The organism is Mycobacterium sp. NGS19 (assembly GCF_059813155.1).
Genome location: NZ_JCALEB010000002.1, coordinates 195,933 through 211,578 on the forward strand (window position 1 = coordinate 195,933; position 15,646 = coordinate 211,578).

Sequence of the window (15,646 nt, forward strand, 5' to 3'; positions counted from 1 at the left end):
TCCCCGGCCGGAATTCTCGACGCGAAGGTCAAGACGGTCCGACTATCCACCGGGCGCTGTCGTCGTCACGCCGGGTGATCCGGCGGGCGTCGAGGTGTTCGAGTAGCGGCACGGCGACTCGCCGGGTGGTGCCCAGAGCACGACGGGCCTCGCTGACCGTGAACGGTTGCGGCAGCGTGCGCAGAATCAAGGCCGCCCGGTCGAACACGTCGGGTCCCAACACCACACCGTCGCCAATGCGGGTCAGCCGTCCGGCACGCACCGCCGCAGCGAGTTCCTTCGGGCCGAGACCGAGGCCGGCCAGCTCGTCAGCCTCCGGGGCGCGGAACGGTTCCTCGGCCAGCCGTTCCTCGATGATGCGCACCGCCTTGTCGACCCGCGCAGGCAGCCCGATCCCCGGCTTGCGGACTCGACCATCGGCAACCTCGAGCCCGGTGCCCTCCACCAGCGGGGCGACCAGCTCAGCGGCGGGCAGGCCGAGTTGTCGGCGCAAGGTCTCCAGTGGCATGCCCGCGGCAAGATCGTGTTCGGCAGGCCAGGTTTCAACTGCGGCCACAAGATAACGCCGCCGTTCGGCCCACCACTTCGGGTCGACCACCCAGTCACCGACACGCTGCCCCCCAACAGGAAAACCCATGGCGCGCAGCTCCCTTGCACGGGCGCAAACAGGCGGATCGACCCGACCGCGGGCCAGCTCTTCGGCGCGCGCGCGTGCCGCCCCGCGGCGGCGCAGCGGCGCCGGCCGCACGTCGAGCACCTCGATGCCCGCCGCGATCCGATGCTCACCGGGATCACGCAACAGCCCGACGTCGCCGATGCGCAACGGCAACGGCCTGGCCAACCGAAGCCTCGCGGCCGCGCCGAGCGGACGCACGTGCACCGGCACGTTGGCAGAACCGATGTGCAGCACCAACTCTCGGTGCAGCTGCCCCGGCTTGCGCAGCGCCACGTCGATCTCGGCGGTGTCCAGCCATGCGCCCGGGGTGCGAACCGTGTCGCCGCGGCCGATGTGCTGACGGTCGACGCCGCGCAGGTTCACGGCGACGCGCGCCACTGCCGCGACTTCGGCGTGGTCGCGGCCCAGCGACTGCAGACCGCGGACGGTGACGCGCCGCCCCCCGTGTTCGAGCTCGTCGCCGACTCGGATGGTGCCTGCAGCCAGGGTGCCGGTGACGACGGTGCCTGCGCCGCGCACGGTGAACGAGCGGTCCACCCACAGCCGCACGTCGGCATCGCGGTCCGGTGCCGGCAGCTGGTCTGCCAGTGCCGCCAACTGGGTACGCACCTGCTCGAGATCGGTGCCCAGCACGACCGGTGCATGTGCGAGTGTCGTGTCCGAAAGCCGTTGCCGCCCTTGGTTTGTCACTGGCGCCGGATCCGCGAGATCAGCCTTACTGATCACCACCACGGCATGCCGCACTCCGAGCGCGTCGAGCGCGGCCAGATGCTCGTCAGACTGCGGCATCCATCCCTCGGTGGCCGCCACGACGAACATCACGGCCGGCACCGGGCCGACGCCGGCGAGCATGTTCGCGACGAACCGCTCGTGTCCGGGCACGTCGACGAACGCGATCTCCCGGCCCTCGATCGAGGTCCAGGCGAACCCGAGATCGATCGTCAGCCCTCGGCGTTGCTCCTCGGCCAGCCGGTCGGGCCACATGCCGGTGAGCCGCTGCACCAGCGTCGACTTGCCGTGGTCGACGTGCCCGGCCGTCGCTACTACGAACACGCCCTGACCGCCGCCAGCAGCAGTTCGTCGTCCTCGGGTGCAACCGTGCGCAGGTCGAGCACGCAGCGGCCACCTTCCAACCGCCCGACGACCGAAGGGGCGCCGGTGCGCAGCGGCGCCGCGTACCGCTCAGGCAGGCTCACCCCGGCGCTTGGCAGCTGCACCCCCGGCGCGCCTCCGCCGCCGACCGCGGCGATGCAATCGACGGCGTGCGCGTCCGAAAGTTGTGCGGCGAGGTGCTCCGCGCGCCGGCGCAACGACGCGACGTCAACCGAAAGATGCTCGACCACCGGCGGCGGCGGACCTACCAGCGTCGCTTCCAGCGCGGCGAGCGTCAGCTTGTCCACGCGCAGTGCCCGCGCCGCCGGGTGGCGCCGCAGCCGCTCGATCACGCCGGCCCGGCCGAGTAACAGCCCGGCCTGCGGTCCGCCCAGCAGCTTGTCGCCGCTGGCGGTCACCAGATCGGCGCCGTCACGCAAAACCGTTGTGGCATCGGGTTCGTCGGGCAAAAGAGGGTGTGGGGTCAGCAGCCCCGAGCCGATGTCGACGACGAGGGGGACGTCGAGTTTGGCCAACTCGGTGACCGCAACCGCCGACGTGAAGCCGGTGACGTGGAAATTCGACGGGTGCACCTTGAGCACGAAGCCGGTGTCGGGGCCGATCGCGTCGGTGTAGTCGCGCAGGCTGGTGCGGTTGGTGGTGCCGACTTCACGCAGCCGCGCCCCGGTGGACTCCAGCAATTCGGGGATGCGGAAGCCGTCGCCGATCTCCACGAGCTCACCCCGGCTGAGCACGATCTCCTTGCCACCGGCCAGCGTCATCGCGGTCAGCAGCAGGGCCGCGGCGTTGTTGTTGACCACGTGCACGCCCTCCGCGGCCGGTACGGCGCGCGCAAGTGCGGCCAGCGCGCCGCGGCCGCGGCGCGCGCGACGGCCGGTGGCGAGGTCGAATTCGACGTCGGTGGCCCCGCCCGCGGTCACCACCGCGTCCAGCGCGGCCTGCGACAGCGGTGCGCGCCCGAGGTTCGTGTGCACGATCACGCCGGTGGCGTTGATGACCGGCCGCAAGGTGGTCGCACGTGTTGGCAAGCCGGCGACCGCGGTGTCGGCGACCTGCTCCGGAGTGATCTCGCCCGCACGTGCGCGCTGCTGAGCTTGCGCCACAACGGTTTTCACCAAGGTGCGGCCCAGCACGCGTTGGGCCTCGGCGAGCCGCGGATCGGCCAGCAGCACGTCGGTGCGCGGCACGCGCCGCCGCGGGTCAGCCATCGACGCCCTCTGGACTATGGCGGAGGCGGACGGGAATCGAACCCGCCAGCGACAGAACCTGCCGCTCAACGATTTTGAAGACCGCGCCGGCCACCAGACCGGATACGCCTCCCTGGGCCATGACGCCATCATGGCAACTCGGTAGGGCAGCATGGAACGGTGGCCTACCGATTGACCCAGTACGCGCACGGCGGCGGCTGTGCCTGCAAGATCCCGCCCGGCGAGCTGGAAGACGTGGTCCGCGGGCTGTCGACGTCCGCGCCGCGGGATCCGGCCGGCGAACTGCTGGTCGGCCTCGACAGCGGCGACGACGCGGCCGCGGTGCGGATCGAAGGTGACGTGGCGCTGATTGCGACGACGGACTTCTTCACCCCGGTGGTCGACGACCCGTACGACTGGGGCCGCATCGCGGCGACGAACGCGCTGTCGGACGTGTACGCGATGGGTGGGCGACCGGTGGTGGCGGTCAACCTCCTGGGCTGGCCACGCGACGTGCTGCCGTTCGAGCTCGCCGCCGAAACTCTGCGTGGCGGATCGGACGTCTGCAACGCCGCCGGATGCCACCTGGCGGGCGGACACAGCGTCGACGATCCCGAACCCAAGTACGGGCTGGCTGTCACCGGCATCGCCGATCCGAATCGGTTGCTGCGCAACGATTCCGCTAAGCCGGGACTGCCGCTGTCATTGACCAAGCCGCTGGGCACCGGGGTGCTGAACAGCCGCCACAAGGCGACCGGCGAGCGGTTCGCTCAGGCGATCGACGCGATGACCACCCTCAATGCGGATGCGGCCAGAGCCGCACTGCAGGCCGGTGTCGAATGCGCCACGGACGTCACGGGTTTCGGGTTGCTGGGCCACCTGTACAAGCTGGCGCGGGCCAGCGGTGTCACCGCGGTGATCGACGCTGCCGCGGTGCCGTACCTCGACGGCGCCCGCGACGCACTGGCGGCCGGCTACGTCAGCGGCGGGACCCGGCGCAATCTCGACTGGGTGGCCCCCCATGCCGACTTGTCGGCGGTCAGCGAAGAGGAGGCGCTGCTGTTGGCCGATGCGCAAACCTCCGGCGGGCTGCTGATCGCCGGGGAGATTCCGGGCGCGCCCGTCGTGGGCGAACTCGTGCCGCGCGGCGAGCACGCGATCGTGGTGCGCTGACGAATTACGGACGACAGCCCAGCGGCTGCGGCAGACGGGTGATCATCACGCCGCCGTCGGTCAGGGAGACCCCGATGGTGTCGGCGGCCGATCCCCACGCCCACGTCGTGATCGCGTCGCTCAACTCGCCGCACCACGGCATCCCGTTCAGCGGCGCATACGTCGGCAACTCGGCGCGCATCTGTGCGACCAGCTCATGATGGCTGCCGGGCACCTCCCAGAACTCGAAACCCGGCGGTGTCGGCCGCTTGCCGACGTAGGGCCGCGCGCCCACCGGCAGCGTGACCTCTGGCACCAACTGCGAACGCGGACCGCCGAGGTCGGGCAGCGGCGAGGCGGAGGGCTGCGCGGCCGTCGTGGCGGCAGGCGACGCGGTTGGCCGCGACGGCGTAGTCGCGACGAGTATCCCGACGATCAGCGCGCTGACGGCCGCCGCGATCGCACCCAGCGCGAGCCAGCCTCGCCCGGACAATGGCGGGTGGGGCGTCTGCGGTTCCGGCGTCGTCATCGTTCCCCCTGTCGCCAACCTAGGGACGCATACCTGCGCTATCCGACCACACTTGACGTTGCACTGGAGACCGGACGGTCAAATTCCCCTGTTCGCAGCGCATCCGCTGCATTTCTGCCAACCCTGGACAACTTTCTGCCAAGCCGGAACTAAAAGTTTCGGCCGCCCTGTTTTCACGGTCGACCGGCCAGGAGAACCCACCGAGTCGGTCAGCAGACAAGCACAGAGCGAGGCACGACAATGAAGAAGAACGTCACATTCGCCACGATCGCAGCGAGCGCGCTGGCTGCGCTGTCCATCGGACTGGCCGCCCCGGTCGTGGCCGTCGCGCCGGCCGACAACGGGCACGATACGGTCGGTGTCGACACGAACAACTATCCGACGAATGCGCAAACGCCTTACGGCACATACCAGAACCCGCACAAGAGCGGAGCACACTGACGCTAGCCATTCGCGAAACAACGGGCGCCTGAAAAGGCGCCCGTTGTTTCGTTGTTGGTCGGAGTGATGCTGTTAGGGCGCGACCAGCGGGCGGCCGAGCGCAGAATCAATGCGACAGCCGACCAGCGAGACGAACGGTGCGAACATGCGAGTTGACGGGCGGGACATCACCGTTTCGGGCAGCTTGCTGCAGCCGTTGACGCGACGCACCAACGACATCCTGCGGCTCGCGCTGGCCACGGTTTTCCTGGCGATCGTGGTCACGGGGTCTCTTGTCACCCGCACCGAGTGGATGGCGTTGGAGAAGTCCATCTCCCGGATCGTCGGCATACTGCCGCCCGCCCAAGCCAATCTGATCTATCTGGTGTACGGCTTCGCGATCCTGGCGTTGCCGTTCTTGATCCTGGTCGGGCTGATCGTCGCCCGCCAGTGGAAACTGCTCGGCGCGTATGCGGCGGCCGCGCTGATCGCCCTGCTGGCCCTGTCGATCACCGGCAACGGCATCGCCGCGCCGCGATGGCACGTCGACCTCTCCGAAAAGCTGGACACCACGCTGTCGCAATTCCTCGACGACCCGCGCTGGATTGCGATGCTCGCGGCGGTGCTGACGGTCTCGGGCCCCTGGCTGCCCAGCCGGTGGCGACGCTGGTGGTGGACGCTTCTGCTGGCCTTCGTGCCCATCCATCTGGTCGTCAGCGCCGTCGTGCCGGCACGTGCGCTGCTCGGTCTCGCGGTGGGCTGGTTCGTCGGCGCATTGGTGGTGCTCGTCGTCGGTACACCGGCGTTGGAAGTGCCGCTCGACGGCGCCGTGCGGGCGTTGGCGCGGCGCGGATTCCATGCCACCGCGCTGACGGTGGTGCGGCCAGCCGGGCGCGGACCGCTCGTTTTGTCCGCGGCGTCGTCGGAACCCGGCACGCCCGCGATCGTGGAGATGTACGGGCCGAACCAGCGCAGCGGCGGTGTGCTGCGGCAGCTGTGGCGCAAACTGAAGCTGCGCGGAACCGAGACCGCCCCACTGCAGGCCTCGATGCGCCGCGCCGTCGAGCACCGCGCGCTGATGACAATTGCGATCGGCGACATCGGCATCGCCAACACATCCGCGGTCGCGGTCGCGGAGCTGGACCGTGGGTGGCATCTTTACGCCCACACGCCCGCCCGCGGCCGCCCACTTGACGACGCGATTCCCGTTGACCGCGTGTGGGATTCGTTGCATCTGCTGCATGACCGGCAGATTTCGCACGGCGACTTGCGGCGCAAGGAGATCACCGTCGAGGACGGCGCCGTGCTGTTCGGCGGATTCGGCCGCGCGGAGTACGGCGCCGCCGACGCTCAACTGCAATCCGACATCGCGCAGCTGTTGGTCACCACCACCCACATCTACGACGCCAAACGGGCGGTGGGCGCGGCGATCGACGCGTTCGGCAAGGACACGATTCTCACGGCGTCGCGCCGGCTCACGAAATCGGCTGTGCCCAAACGGCTTCGCGCCTCGATCATCGATGCGGCTGCCGTGATCTCTGCCGCCCGCGACGAGGTGAAACACCAGACCGGCGCCAACCAGATCCAGACCGAGACCATCACCCGGTTCACCCGCCGGCAACTCATTCAATTGGTGCTACTGGTCGCCTTGGTGTACGTCGCGTACCCGTTCATCAGCACGCTGCCGACGTTCTTCTCCGAGTTGCGGACCGCGAACTGGTGGTGGGCGCTACTGGGCTTGACGGTGTCGGCGCTGACGTACATCGGCGCAGCGATGGCGTTGTGGGCGTGCGCCAACGGATTGGTGAGCTTCCGGCACCTGGCGATCATGCAGGTGGCCAACACCTTCGCCGCCACCACCACGCCGGCCGGCGTCGGCGGGCTGGCACTGAGTACCCGCTTCCTGCAAAAGGGCGGACTCGGCGCGGTGCGCGCCACTGCCGCGGTGGCGCTTCAGCAGTCGGTCCAGGTGATCACCCACGTGGGGCTGCTGCTGTTCTTCAGCGCCGCGGCGGGCGCGTCAACCGACCTCTCCCACTTCGTGCCGTCGGCCACGATCCTGTACCTGATCGCCGGTCTAGCGCTCGGTGCGGTGGGCGCCTTCCTGTTCGTGCCCCGGCTGCGTAAGTGGCTGGGGACGGCGGTGCGGCCGCGTCTCGAAGAGGTGGGCGCCGACCTGGTCGACCTGGCTCGTGAACCGAAGCGACTCGCAATGATCGTGTTGGGTTGTGCAGCAACAACTCTCGGGATGGCGCTGGCGCTGTGGGCGAGCGTGGAGGCCTTCGGCGGTGGAACCACGTTCGTCACCGTCACCGTGGTCACGATGATCGGCGGCACGCTGGCGTCGGCGGCTCCCACACCCGGCGGCGTCGGCGCCGTCGAAGCCGCATTGATCGGCGGGCTGGCCGCGTTCGGGGTGCCGGCGGCTGTCGGCGTGCCGTCGGTGCTGCTGTACCGGGTGCTGACGTGCTGGTTGCCCGTATTCGTCGGTTGGCCGATCATGCGGTGGCTGACCAACAAGGACATGATTTGACCAGCCGCATCGCCAGTCACCTGCGTACGTCGTGCAGTATCGCCATGTTGGGCACGGTCTCGAGTTCTTCGACGGAGTGGCTGAGCAGAATACGGCTTCGGTTGGGCGACAACAAGATCGACAGGTGATGATGCGGCCGGTCGTTGTCGGTGAACGAGATACGGTCGATTCGGATGATCGGCGCGCCGATTGCGACGTCGAGCAGGCGCGCGTTGCGGGGGTTGGCGATCTCAGCGCTGAACTCGTGCTGCATGCGGGTGAATTTGACACTCGCCTCGGCGAGAAGTTGAAACATCGGTGTGTGCGCCATCTTCTCAGCGGTGACAGTTTTGGCGAGATCGGCAGGCATCCAGGCCTCCGTGACCATCAGCGGTTCGCGGGTGCGACGCGCGCGCCGGACGGCGAGGACGTACAGCGCGTCGCCGGCCAGACCGATTTTGTCGGCGATCACCGGCGGGGTGGTGCGGACGCCGAACTCGACCACCTCGACGCCGGATTCGAATTGGATCCGATGCATCTCGTCGTCGTAGAACCGGCTGGCCGTGGGCTCGTCATGCGAATCACGTTCGCGCACAAACGATCCCACCCCTTGTCGGCGCATGATATAGCCCTGGGCCGCGAGATCGGCCAATGCGCGCCGGACGGTGATGCGAGAGACACCGAACTGGTCGCACAATTCCTGCTCCGTCGGCAGCGGCTCGCCGGGGGCGATGGCACCGCGGGCGATCTCGTCGTGCAGCACCAAGAACAGTTGCCGGTGCAGCGGCACCCCTGCGCCGGCACGGACCAAGACGGGTGTGTTGCGAGTCTCGTCCACGGCTCCTTTTTGCCCTTGCCGTCGGTTGTGTTGTCTTGTTACTATAACAACATTATGTCTTCTGCGGCTCCTAGCGAAGTACCTGAGTGACCGTCACCCAGGAAGCAGTCCGATGGCCGACCCCCCGGTGAACCGCGAGATCTTGCTGAAGGCGCTCGCTCGGCTCAGCGCCGACCAGCGTGCGGTGATCGACCGGTGCTACTACGGCGCGCAGACGGTCGCGCAAATCGCCCGCGAGTTGAAGCTCGACGAAACCACTGTGCTGTCCCGGCTGCACTACGGGCTGCGCGCCCTGCGCTCGTCGCTTGGTGAGTCGGGAATCGCCGGCGCGCTCGGAGCGCCGCCGGACCAGCCGGCGTCGCCGTAGATAACGTCCTGGTCACGACCGCGAAGAACGCCATATCGGGTCGCCGTCGGCAGTAAAGTCCCGCTCGTGGCCACGAACCCGTTTGCCAACGCCAGAGGGCGGTGGCTGGCGTTCGCGGTTTCGCTCGCCGTGTCCGCGGCCATGTTCTACAGCCAAGGCAAAGAGACGCACTGCTGCGCCGCGGCACCTGCAGCGGTGCCGACTGCTGCTGCGGCGGCGGCGCCGGCCGATCCGCCCCGGGTCGCCAGCCCCGAGGAGGCGCAACTGCTGGCGGCGAGCGCACCGATCTCAGCCGCGGACCTGCAGTTCGCACTGCCTCGCGGTGTGGCGCCCGAAGACGGCCTGCAGGTGCACACCATCTGGGTCGCGCGGGCCATCAGCGTGATGTTCCCCGAGATCACCACCATCGGCGGGTTCCGCCAGGACCCGCTGAAGTGGCATCCCAACGGCTTGGCGATCGACGTGATGATCCCCAACCACCACTCGCCGGAGGGCATCGCGCTGGGCAACCAGATCGCCGGCTTGGCGTTGGCCAATGCGCAACGGTGGGGCGTGCTGCACGTGATCTGGCGGCAGGGGTTCTATCCGGGCATTGGGGCGCCGAGCTGGACGGCCGACTACGGCAATGAGACCGCGAACCACTTCGACCACGTCCATATCGCCACCGACGGCGGCGGCTATCCGACGGGGCGCGAGACCTACTTCCTCACGTCGATGCGGCCGGGCTAACCGGTCCTGACCGGAAGCTGTGCCCACCCCCGCACGCTCGACGTCCGAGCGCGTCGCGCATTGTCGTAGTCGACCTCCCAGTCGGTCCATCGCTTGAGCACTTCCTCCAAGGCGACTCGTCCTTCGAGGCGTGCCAACGCCGATCCCAGGCAAAAGTGCAGTCCCTGTCCGAAGCTCAGATGCCCGGCTTTGCGGTGGATGTCGTAGCGGTCGGGGTCGCTGTATCTGGTCTCGTCACGGTTGGCCGACCCGTTCAGCAGCAGCATGTACGAGCCCTCCGTGACGGTGTGCCCGTACAACTCGACGTCGCGGGCGACGGAGCGCGCCTGCACGGGTGAGGGGGGTTCGTAACGCAGCGTCTCTTCGACTGCCGATGGGATGAGCGAGGGGTTTGCGACGAGTTCGCGGCGCTGGTCGGGATGTTCGCCGAGCAGTTGGCCCATGAATCCGATGAGCCGAGCGGTGGTTTCGTTGCCGGCCCCGGCGATCATCGCAGTGTAGGCGAGCACTTCGGTACGTTCGAGCCGGCGCCGCGAGCCGTCTTCTTCTTCCACCTCTGCGTTGAGCAGATCGGTCATCAAGTCGTCGGACGGATGGGTCGCCCGCCACTCGATGTACTCGGCAAACAGCGCGATCGCGTCCTGAAAGACCGTCGGGCTGAGATCGCCGACGTTGTCCTTCGAGTCGACGGTGATGCTCTTGTCGTTGCGATCCCGGATCTGCTGTTGCGCCTCTTCGGGAATGCCGAGCAGGTAGCCGATGGTGCGCATCGGCATGATGGCACCGAGATCCAGCACGAAGTCGAATCCGTCGGCGTTGCGCAGCGGATCCAGTGCGCGACAACAGAATCCGCGGACCAGGTCTTCGACCGCCATCATCCGCCGCGGTGTGAAAACCCGGGACAACAACCGGCGGTGCAAGTCGTGCAAGGGCGGATCCTCGAAAAGCAAGATGCCCGGCGGCACTTCAAGGCCGCTGAACAAGATGTCTGCCGTCGTGCCGCGTCCCGACCGATACGTCCGCCAATCGGGAAGCGCACGCGCCACGTCGTCGTAGCGACTCAGCGCATAGAAGTTGTACTTGTCGTTGTGATAAAGCGGGGCTTCTGCGCGCATTCGCTTCCACACCGGATAGGGATCGTCGTCGATGTCGAAATCGAACGGGTCGTAGTACAGCTCCGCAGTCTGCTTGGTGCTCACTGATGCTCCTCCCTACCGGGGTTGGTTCGGCACTCCGGGGAACAGCTGCACTGTCGGCCCCGAGGTGACCCAGCCACCGAGCTTCGTCACCAGGTGTGGCGCGAAAACGGCGCCGTAGACGACGTTTCCGATGACGACGACGGCCACGATCGACAGGATCGACGACTGGACGCGGGTGTGCGACACCCTGTCGGCCCACATCTCGATGACGTTGCGTCCTTGCGCATCCGTCCGCCCGAGAAGGTAAGTGAAGACCATCATCTGGATCCCCATCGCCAGCGCGTCGTAGATCGGATATTGATGCAGCGTGCCCTCGAACAAGCCGAGGCCCGGAATCACGTAGGCGTAGTAGAAGACTCCGAGCCGGGCCCCCAGGCCGGCGTTGAATATCAAAGCCCAGCAGAAGCCGACGACCAGACCGACTGCGAGAAGCGTTATTGGCCTGCGCCAGTTGAACTTTGTGCTCAGCCGACGTCCGAGTGCCGCACCTATCACCGCGGGCACGCAGAAATAGCCGATGTAGCCGATCGGAACCGACGACGGCAGGCCGCCCCAGGTCATGTTCAACGGCCACCACGAGGGCATGCGTGGCAGTGCCGGTGGAAACTGCGCGTACATCGCCCAGTCGTAGGGTGCCTCGATCCACGAGAACGAGATCGCCGAAATGCAGAGCAGAAGAAGCGGGTGCAGACGTCGCCGGCGGACGCTCAGATACACGCCGGCGACGAGGAAAAGGATGCCGCTGGCCCAGCCGAAGATGACCGCAGCCACGAGCAACGGGGTCAGCTCTGTGTTCACGGTTCGCGCTCTTCGCTTGTGCCACTGCGCGCTTCGGGATCGAAGGACACGACCAGACCGAAGATGAGGACGATCAGGCCGAACAGGGTGCCCAGCATGATCACTGCTCCCACGACCACGCCCCTTTCGCCGCTCACGTTTTATAAAAGTGAATACTATTCTAAGGGCCCCGGTCAAGACCGCTATCGTGGATGCCGTCAAACCGCTGAGCGCGGTTCAAGGAGTGAGGCCGTGGCCCAGCGACGTTCGATCGACAAGACGCCGGTTCAGGCGATCCGCCGGCCCCGTGGCGAACCGCGAAGGCTTCTGCTCGATGCGGCACGAGAACTGTTCGCCCGTCGCGACTACCGGAGCACGACGACGCGCGAAATCGCCGAGGCGGCCGGAGTCAGCGAATACCTGCTTTTTCGTCACTTCGGCTCGAAGGCCGGCCTGTTTCGGGAAGCGCTCGTCTTACCGTTCACCGGCATCGTCGACGAATTCGCGCAGACGTGGCGGTCGGTGGTCCCCGAGCAGACCGACGAGGAAGAGCTGGCGCGTCATTTCGTCGAGCAGCTCTACGACGTGGTCGTCGAACACCGGGGTCTGCTGCTGACGCTCGTCGCCTCCGAGGCGTTCAGCGACGAGGAGATTGCCGACGCGGGCATCGCCGATATCAGACGGGCGCTGGCCTTGCTCAGCCGAATTGGCGCTGAGGGCATGCGATTGCGGGGGATGCGGTCGAGCGAGGCGGACCTACCGGCGCATTCGACCGTGGCCATGATCGTCGGCATGGTGGCACTGAGTTCGACGTTCTTCGGAGCGCAGCAGCCGTCGCGCGAAGCGATCGTCAACGAACTGGTTCAGGCGGTCCTGCACGGGTTCCTGCACCGGCACGACTGAGGGGGTATGTCGCGCCGCCTTCGCAAGAGCCAAGACCCGTTGTGCCCGCCTCATAGCGACAATTAGGGGCGCTGATCCAGACGACGGGCTACCCGACCGGCCGCGGACCCACTAACTTGAGTTCATCAGCGGCGGGTGCAAGTGACCGAGGAGTCGCCATGACGTTCGCGTATCAGGACATCGCCAAGATCGTGGGCATCGCGACAGCGGCAGCAGCACTGGGGCTGGCCACGGCGACCGGCGCGACCGCTGACTCTGACGACGACGCGTTCCTGCGCGCACTCAATGCCGACGCACTGTCGTTCGACCTGCCGCAGGTAGCGATCCAGAAGGCCTACGTGGTCTGCCAGGCATTTTCAGCAGGCGCATCGCCGGCGGACATTCTGAGCAAAATGCAGACCACGTTGCCGATGACGCCACGCCAGACGGCGATATTCATGACCAGGTCCGTGCAGGTCTACTGTCCGCAGTACGGTAGCCAGCTGTCCGGCTGAAACCCTCCGCGGACTTCGGTGGCAAGTGCAGCGTTCTGCATCAGGCGACAGGGCTAGTTGTTGCGCGGCGCCGACGCCTCGAATTACGCAGTTCTGAGAATCAACACACCACCGACCACCAACGCTATGCCGGTCAGCCGAAGGGCCGTGACCGGATCACCGTACAAGACGATGCCGAGGAGGACGGCTCCTGTCGCACCGACGCCGGTGAACACCGCGTACGCCGTTCCCACGGGGATGCTCTGCATCGCGAGGGTCAAGGGATAGACCGCCGCGACCGCGAGCAGGAAGCACAACAGTGTCGGCAACGGCCGGGTGAAGCCCTCGGTCGGTTTGATGCTCTGCGACCATGCGACCTCTGCCAGCGCGGCAGTCAGCAGCCACGCCCACCCGCTCATCGCGCACCTGCCAACGTTGCGGCGAGCTGGTGCGCCAAGCGTTCGGCCCGTCTCGCGGCTCCTACCAGATCCGGCCCGGGAAACGTTGGCTGCAGGCGTATTTCATGAATGTCGGTGATGCCGCAGTACTGCAACCACCACCGCAGATACGTGGATTGGTGGTCGGTGCCAAACGTCGGTGGCACACCCGGCGCGTAGACGCGGCTGGTGTAGACGGTCACCGCACGGCGTCCGGCGAGCAGGCCCCGGTATCCGGTCGCCGGATCGAATGTGAACGCGATGCCCGGCTGGGTCACAGTGTCGACGAACAGCTTCAGCGACCACGGGATTGCACCGTTCCACATCGGTACGGCGAAAACCAGCGTGTCTGCCGCCTGCACGCGCGCGGCGGTGTCGAGGACCGCAGACCAATCCCGTGCCGCCTCCTCGGGCACGGCCTGGCCGGCGATCACCGCCATCTTCGCCGCGACGTGTCGCTGGCCGAAAGGCGCGATGTCGGTGAAGGTGTCGAGCCGGTCCACCTTTGTGTCGGGCTCGTGGTCACGGTAGGCGTTGACGAACGTCTCGGCGAGCCTCAGCGAATGAGATTCGTCGCCACGGGGCGACGCATTGACCAGCAGCACACGGGCCATTTCGATCGCTCCCTAGTTGCGGAACACTGTTCCTTACCATGAACGCCCATATGCGGAACGCTATTCCGCAATAGCATGCGACCATGGACGGGTGGCAACCGCAGCGCGAAGCGGCGGCGCGCAACGAGGCGAAGGTGCTGGACGCGGCGCGCATGCTGCTGCGCTCCCCCGACGCCGGCGATGTCGACATGCGCGACATCGCACGGGCGGCAGGTGTCGGCGTCGGCACTTTGTACCGTCGGTTCGGCGATAAGGCCGGACTGCTGGCCGCGGTGGTTGGCGAAGACGAGAGGACGCTGCAGGAGGCGGTGCTGACCGGTCCCCCGCCGCTCGGCCCCGGCGCGGAGCCGGCGCAGCGGTTGGCTGCGTTCATCGACGCGCTGGTGGCGCTTACCGAACGCAACCTCGGCGCGCTGCTGGTGACCGACGCGACCCCGCCCGGGCGGCTGAAGATCGGCGCTTATCAGGGCTGGCGTCTACACCTTGTGACGCTTTTGCGCCGGCTGCGAGATGACTTCGACGCCAAGGACGCCGGCTGGCACGCCGACGTCCTGCTCGCGACGGTCGATCCGCAGCTGTACGCCTACCAGCGGCGAGAACTTCGGCTGAGCAAGCGGCGTATCGCCGAGAACGCCAAGGCGCTCGCCGCTGCAATCGCGGGCGACTGAGTCCAAGGACTGAACGCTCACGACGCGGCGAACGTGCGTAAAGAAAAAGCCCTGAACCCCAAACGCAGGTTCAGAGCTATTCCTATGTCCTGACACATCACTCGGTGGCAGGTGCAGGATTCGAACCTGCGTAGGCGTAAGCCGACGGATTTACAGTCCGCTCCCATTGGCCGCTCGGGCAACCTGCCGTGGTGCGAATAGCAGGGTACAACGAGCACCCTCGCCACTTCCAAACCATGCACCTGGCTTGGTCCTCCGAATCGCGTGCGACGAAGATGAACCTCACGACCACACCGGCAGAACTCCAGGAGGACCGGATCCCATGGCGGATTCATCGTTCGACGTCGTCAGCAAGGTGGACCGGCAAGAAGTCGACAACGCGCTGAACCAAGCCGCGAAGGAGCTGGCCACCCGCTTCGACTTCCGCGGCACCGACACCAAGATCTCGTGGAAGGGCGACGACGTCATCGAGATCACTTCGTCCACCGAGGAGCGTGTCAAGGCCGCCGTCGACGTCTTCAAGGAAAAGCTCGTCCGCCGCGACATTTCGATGAAGGCCTTCGACGTCGGCGAGCCACAAGCCTCGGGCAAGACGTACAAAGTCAGCGGCACCATCAAGCAGGGCATCTCGAGCGAGCACGCCAAAAAGATCACCAAACTGATCCGGGACGAGGGCCCGAAAAACGTCAAGACGCAAATTCAGGGCGACGAAATCCGCGTCAGCAGTAAGAAGAGAGACGACCTGCAGGCGGTCATTTCCCTTCTCAAAGGGGCCGACCTGGACGTCGCCCTGCAGTTCGTCAATTACCGCTGACGCGGAAATAGCTGCTAACGACGTGCCGCCGATTGCTGCGGCGTGTCGTTCTGGTATGTGCCGTACGGCGTTTGACCTGGCACAGCCCAGGAGCCGTGCGCGTTCGCACCCCGCGGGTCAGGCCCGAAGTCCCCTGGTCCCGACGGGCCCGCCATGGCTGGAGCGGCCAGCGCCATGAACAATGCGGACAACGCGGCGCCGGTAAGGGCAGCCATTCTTGTTCGCCTCATTTCGGTCC

General features: G+C 66.9%; 17 protein-coding genes and 2 tRNA genes. 9 read left to right on the plus strand and 10 right to left on the minus strand.

Features of this window, described 5'->3' with window-relative positions; all coding sequences use genetic code 11:
- Positions 1-28: 28 nt before the first annotated feature.
- The 3 genes from AC5Y4N_RS06310 to AC5Y4N_RS06320 form a co-directional block, all read right to left on the minus strand.
- Positions 29-1,729 carry a SelB domain-containing protein gene (locus AC5Y4N_RS06310; protein ID WP_499906002.1) on the minus strand — a complete coding sequence of 567 codons (1,701 nt, stop codon included), beginning with the start codon at positions 1,727-1,729 and terminating at the stop codon, positions 29-31.
- Positions 1,720-2,997 (minus strand): L-seryl-tRNA(Sec) selenium transferase, encoded by a 1,278-nt coding sequence (selA, locus tag AC5Y4N_RS06315; protein ID WP_499905999.1) that lies wholly within the window; start codon positions 2,995-2,997, stop codon positions 1,720-1,722. The genes AC5Y4N_RS06310 and selA overlap by 10 nt, the downstream gene beginning before the upstream one ends.
- 17 nt (positions 2,998-3,014) lie before the next feature.
- A tRNA-Sec gene (locus AC5Y4N_RS06320) sits at positions 3,015-3,109 on the minus strand.
- Between the two features lie 47 nt (positions 3,110-3,156).
- Here AC5Y4N_RS06320 and selD point away from each other — a divergent pair.
- Positions 3,157-4,149 carry a selenide, water dikinase SelD gene (selD, locus tag AC5Y4N_RS06325; RefSeq protein WP_499905997.1) on the plus strand — a complete coding sequence of 331 codons (993 nt, stop codon included), beginning with the start codon at positions 3,157-3,159 and terminating at the stop codon, positions 4,147-4,149.
- 4 nt (positions 4,150-4,153) lie between these two features.
- Here selD and AC5Y4N_RS06330 read toward each other — a convergent pair whose 3' ends face one another.
- On the minus strand, positions 4,154-4,657 hold the full coding sequence (locus AC5Y4N_RS06330) for a hypothetical protein (protein ID WP_499905994.1): 504 nt from the start codon (positions 4,655-4,657) through the stop codon (positions 4,154-4,156).
- 240 nt (positions 4,658-4,897) lie between these two features.
- On the opposite strand from AC5Y4N_RS06330, the gene AC5Y4N_RS06335 reads away from it, so the two are divergent.
- Together AC5Y4N_RS06335 and AC5Y4N_RS06340 are read left to right on the plus strand one after the other, a co-directional pair.
- Positions 4,898-5,098 (plus strand): hypothetical protein, encoded by a 201-nt coding sequence (locus AC5Y4N_RS06335; RefSeq protein ID WP_499905989.1) that lies wholly within the window; start codon positions 4,898-4,900, stop codon positions 5,096-5,098.
- A 145-nt stretch (positions 5,099-5,243) separates the two neighbouring features.
- Positions 5,244-7,610, plus strand: a complete 2,367-nt coding sequence (locus tag AC5Y4N_RS06340) for a lysylphosphatidylglycerol synthase transmembrane domain-containing protein (protein ID WP_499905985.1) — start codon at positions 5,244-5,246, stop codon at positions 7,608-7,610.
- A 16-nt stretch (positions 7,611-7,626) separates the two neighbouring features.
- Here AC5Y4N_RS06340 and AC5Y4N_RS06345 read toward each other — a convergent pair whose 3' ends face one another.
- Positions 7,627-8,427, minus strand: coding sequence for a GntR family transcriptional regulator (locus AC5Y4N_RS06345; protein ID WP_499905982.1), 801 nt, complete (start codon positions 8,425-8,427; stop codon positions 7,627-7,629).
- A 112-nt stretch (positions 8,428-8,539) separates the two neighbouring features.
- On the opposite strand from AC5Y4N_RS06345, the gene AC5Y4N_RS06350 reads away from it, so the two are divergent.
- The gene (locus tag AC5Y4N_RS06350; protein WP_499905977.1) at positions 8,540-8,794 is read left to right on the plus strand and encodes a sigma factor-like helix-turn-helix DNA-binding protein; all 255 of its coding nucleotides are present in this window, start codon (positions 8,540-8,542) and stop codon (positions 8,792-8,794) included.
- 141 nt (positions 8,795-8,935) lie between these two features.
- Positions 8,936-9,523, plus strand: a complete 588-nt coding sequence (locus tag AC5Y4N_RS06355) for a VldE C-terminal domain-containing protein (protein ID WP_499906359.1) — start codon at positions 8,936-8,938, stop codon at positions 9,521-9,523.
- Here the strand turns inward: AC5Y4N_RS06355 and AC5Y4N_RS06360 are convergent.
- Both AC5Y4N_RS06360 and AC5Y4N_RS06365 read right to left on the minus strand, forming a co-directional pair.
- A complete protein-coding gene (locus AC5Y4N_RS06360; RefSeq protein ID WP_499905975.1) occupies positions 9,520-10,722 on the minus strand; it encodes a cytochrome P450 in 1,203 nt (400 codons plus the stop codon). The genes AC5Y4N_RS06355 and AC5Y4N_RS06360 overlap by 4 nt on opposite strands.
- A 12-nt stretch (positions 10,723-10,734) precedes the next feature.
- Complete coding sequence (locus AC5Y4N_RS06365; RefSeq protein WP_499905972.1) at positions 10,735-11,520, minus strand: spirocyclase AveC family protein; 786 nt, start codon at positions 11,518-11,520, stop codon at positions 10,735-10,737.
- A 231-nt stretch (positions 11,521-11,751) separates the two neighbouring features.
- Between AC5Y4N_RS06365 and AC5Y4N_RS06370 the strand changes: the two genes are divergently transcribed.
- Both AC5Y4N_RS06370 and AC5Y4N_RS06375 read left to right on the plus strand, forming a co-directional pair.
- Positions 11,752-12,402: a TetR/AcrR family transcriptional regulator gene (locus AC5Y4N_RS06370; RefSeq protein WP_499906357.1), complete on the plus strand. Its 651-nt coding sequence runs from the start codon at positions 11,752-11,754 to the stop codon at positions 12,400-12,402.
- A 158-nt stretch (positions 12,403-12,560) separates the two neighbouring features.
- Positions 12,561-12,896: a DUF732 domain-containing protein gene (locus AC5Y4N_RS06375; protein WP_499905970.1), complete on the plus strand. Its 336-nt coding sequence runs from the start codon at positions 12,561-12,563 to the stop codon at positions 12,894-12,896.
- An 83-nt stretch (positions 12,897-12,979) separates the two neighbouring features.
- Here AC5Y4N_RS06375 and AC5Y4N_RS06380 read toward each other — a convergent pair whose 3' ends face one another.
- Positions 12,980-13,294 carry a DMT family transporter gene (locus AC5Y4N_RS06380; RefSeq protein ID WP_499905967.1) on the minus strand — a complete coding sequence of 105 codons (315 nt, stop codon included), beginning with the start codon at positions 13,292-13,294 and terminating at the stop codon, positions 12,980-12,982.
- Complete coding sequence (locus AC5Y4N_RS06385) at positions 13,291-13,926, minus strand: FMN-dependent NADH-azoreductase (RefSeq protein WP_499905963.1); 636 nt, start codon at positions 13,924-13,926, stop codon at positions 13,291-13,293. The genes AC5Y4N_RS06380 and AC5Y4N_RS06385 overlap by 4 nt, the downstream gene beginning before the upstream one ends.
- An 83-nt stretch (positions 13,927-14,009) precedes the next feature.
- Between AC5Y4N_RS06385 and AC5Y4N_RS06390 the strand changes: the two genes are divergently transcribed.
- Complete coding sequence (locus tag AC5Y4N_RS06390) at positions 14,010-14,594, plus strand: TetR/AcrR family transcriptional regulator (protein WP_499905960.1); 585 nt, start codon at positions 14,010-14,012, stop codon at positions 14,592-14,594.
- Between the two features lie 105 nt (positions 14,595-14,699).
- Here AC5Y4N_RS06390 and AC5Y4N_RS06395 read toward each other — a convergent pair.
- Positions 14,700-14,782, minus strand: a tRNA-Tyr gene (locus AC5Y4N_RS06395).
- Between the two features lie 134 nt (positions 14,783-14,916).
- Here AC5Y4N_RS06395 and AC5Y4N_RS06400 point away from each other — a divergent pair.
- Positions 14,917-15,408: a YajQ family cyclic di-GMP-binding protein gene (locus AC5Y4N_RS06400; protein ID WP_499905956.1), complete on the plus strand. Its 492-nt coding sequence runs from the start codon at positions 14,917-14,919 to the stop codon at positions 15,406-15,408.
- The last annotated feature ends 238 nt before the right edge of the window (positions 15,409-15,646 follow it).

Excerpts from the sequence above, each read along its gene's own strand:
- AC5Y4N_RS06375 (WP_499905970.1), top strand. The coding sequence starts at position 12,561 with ATGACGTTCGCGTATCAGGACATCGCCAAGATCGTGGGCATCGCGACA.
- AC5Y4N_RS06385 (WP_499905963.1), bottom strand. The coding sequence starts at position 13,926 with ATGGCCCGTGTGCTGCTGGTCAATGCGTCGCCCCGTGGCGACGAATCT.
- AC5Y4N_RS06400 (WP_499905956.1), top strand. The coding sequence starts at position 14,917 with ATGGCGGATTCATCGTTCGACGTCGTCAGCAAGGTGGACCGGCAAGAA.
- AC5Y4N_RS06380 (WP_499905967.1), bottom strand. The coding sequence starts at position 13,294 with ATGAGCGGGTGGGCGTGGCTGCTGACTGCCGCGCTGGCAGAGGTCGCA.
- AC5Y4N_RS06350 (WP_499905977.1), top strand. The coding sequence starts at position 8,540 with ATGGCCGACCCCCCGGTGAACCGCGAGATCTTGCTGAAGGCGCTCGCT.
- AC5Y4N_RS06340 (WP_499905985.1), top strand. The coding sequence starts at position 5,244 with ATGCGAGTTGACGGGCGGGACATCACCGTTTCGGGCAGCTTGCTGCAG.
- AC5Y4N_RS06330 (WP_499905994.1), bottom strand. The coding sequence starts at position 4,657 with ATGACGACGCCGGAACCGCAGACGCCCCACCCGCCATTGTCCGGGCGA.
- AC5Y4N_RS06335 (WP_499905989.1), top strand. The coding sequence starts at position 4,898 with ATGAAGAAGAACGTCACATTCGCCACGATCGCAGCGAGCGCGCTGGCT.
- AC5Y4N_RS06390 (WP_499905960.1), top strand. The coding sequence starts at position 14,010 with ATGGACGGGTGGCAACCGCAGCGCGAAGCGGCGGCGCGCAACGAGGCG.
- AC5Y4N_RS06355 (WP_499906359.1), top strand. The coding sequence starts at position 8,936 with ATGTTCTACAGCCAAGGCAAAGAGACGCACTGCTGCGCCGCGGCACCT.
- selA (WP_499905999.1), bottom strand. The coding sequence starts at position 2,997 with ATGGCTGACCCGCGGCGGCGCGTGCCGCGCACCGACGTGCTGCTGGCC.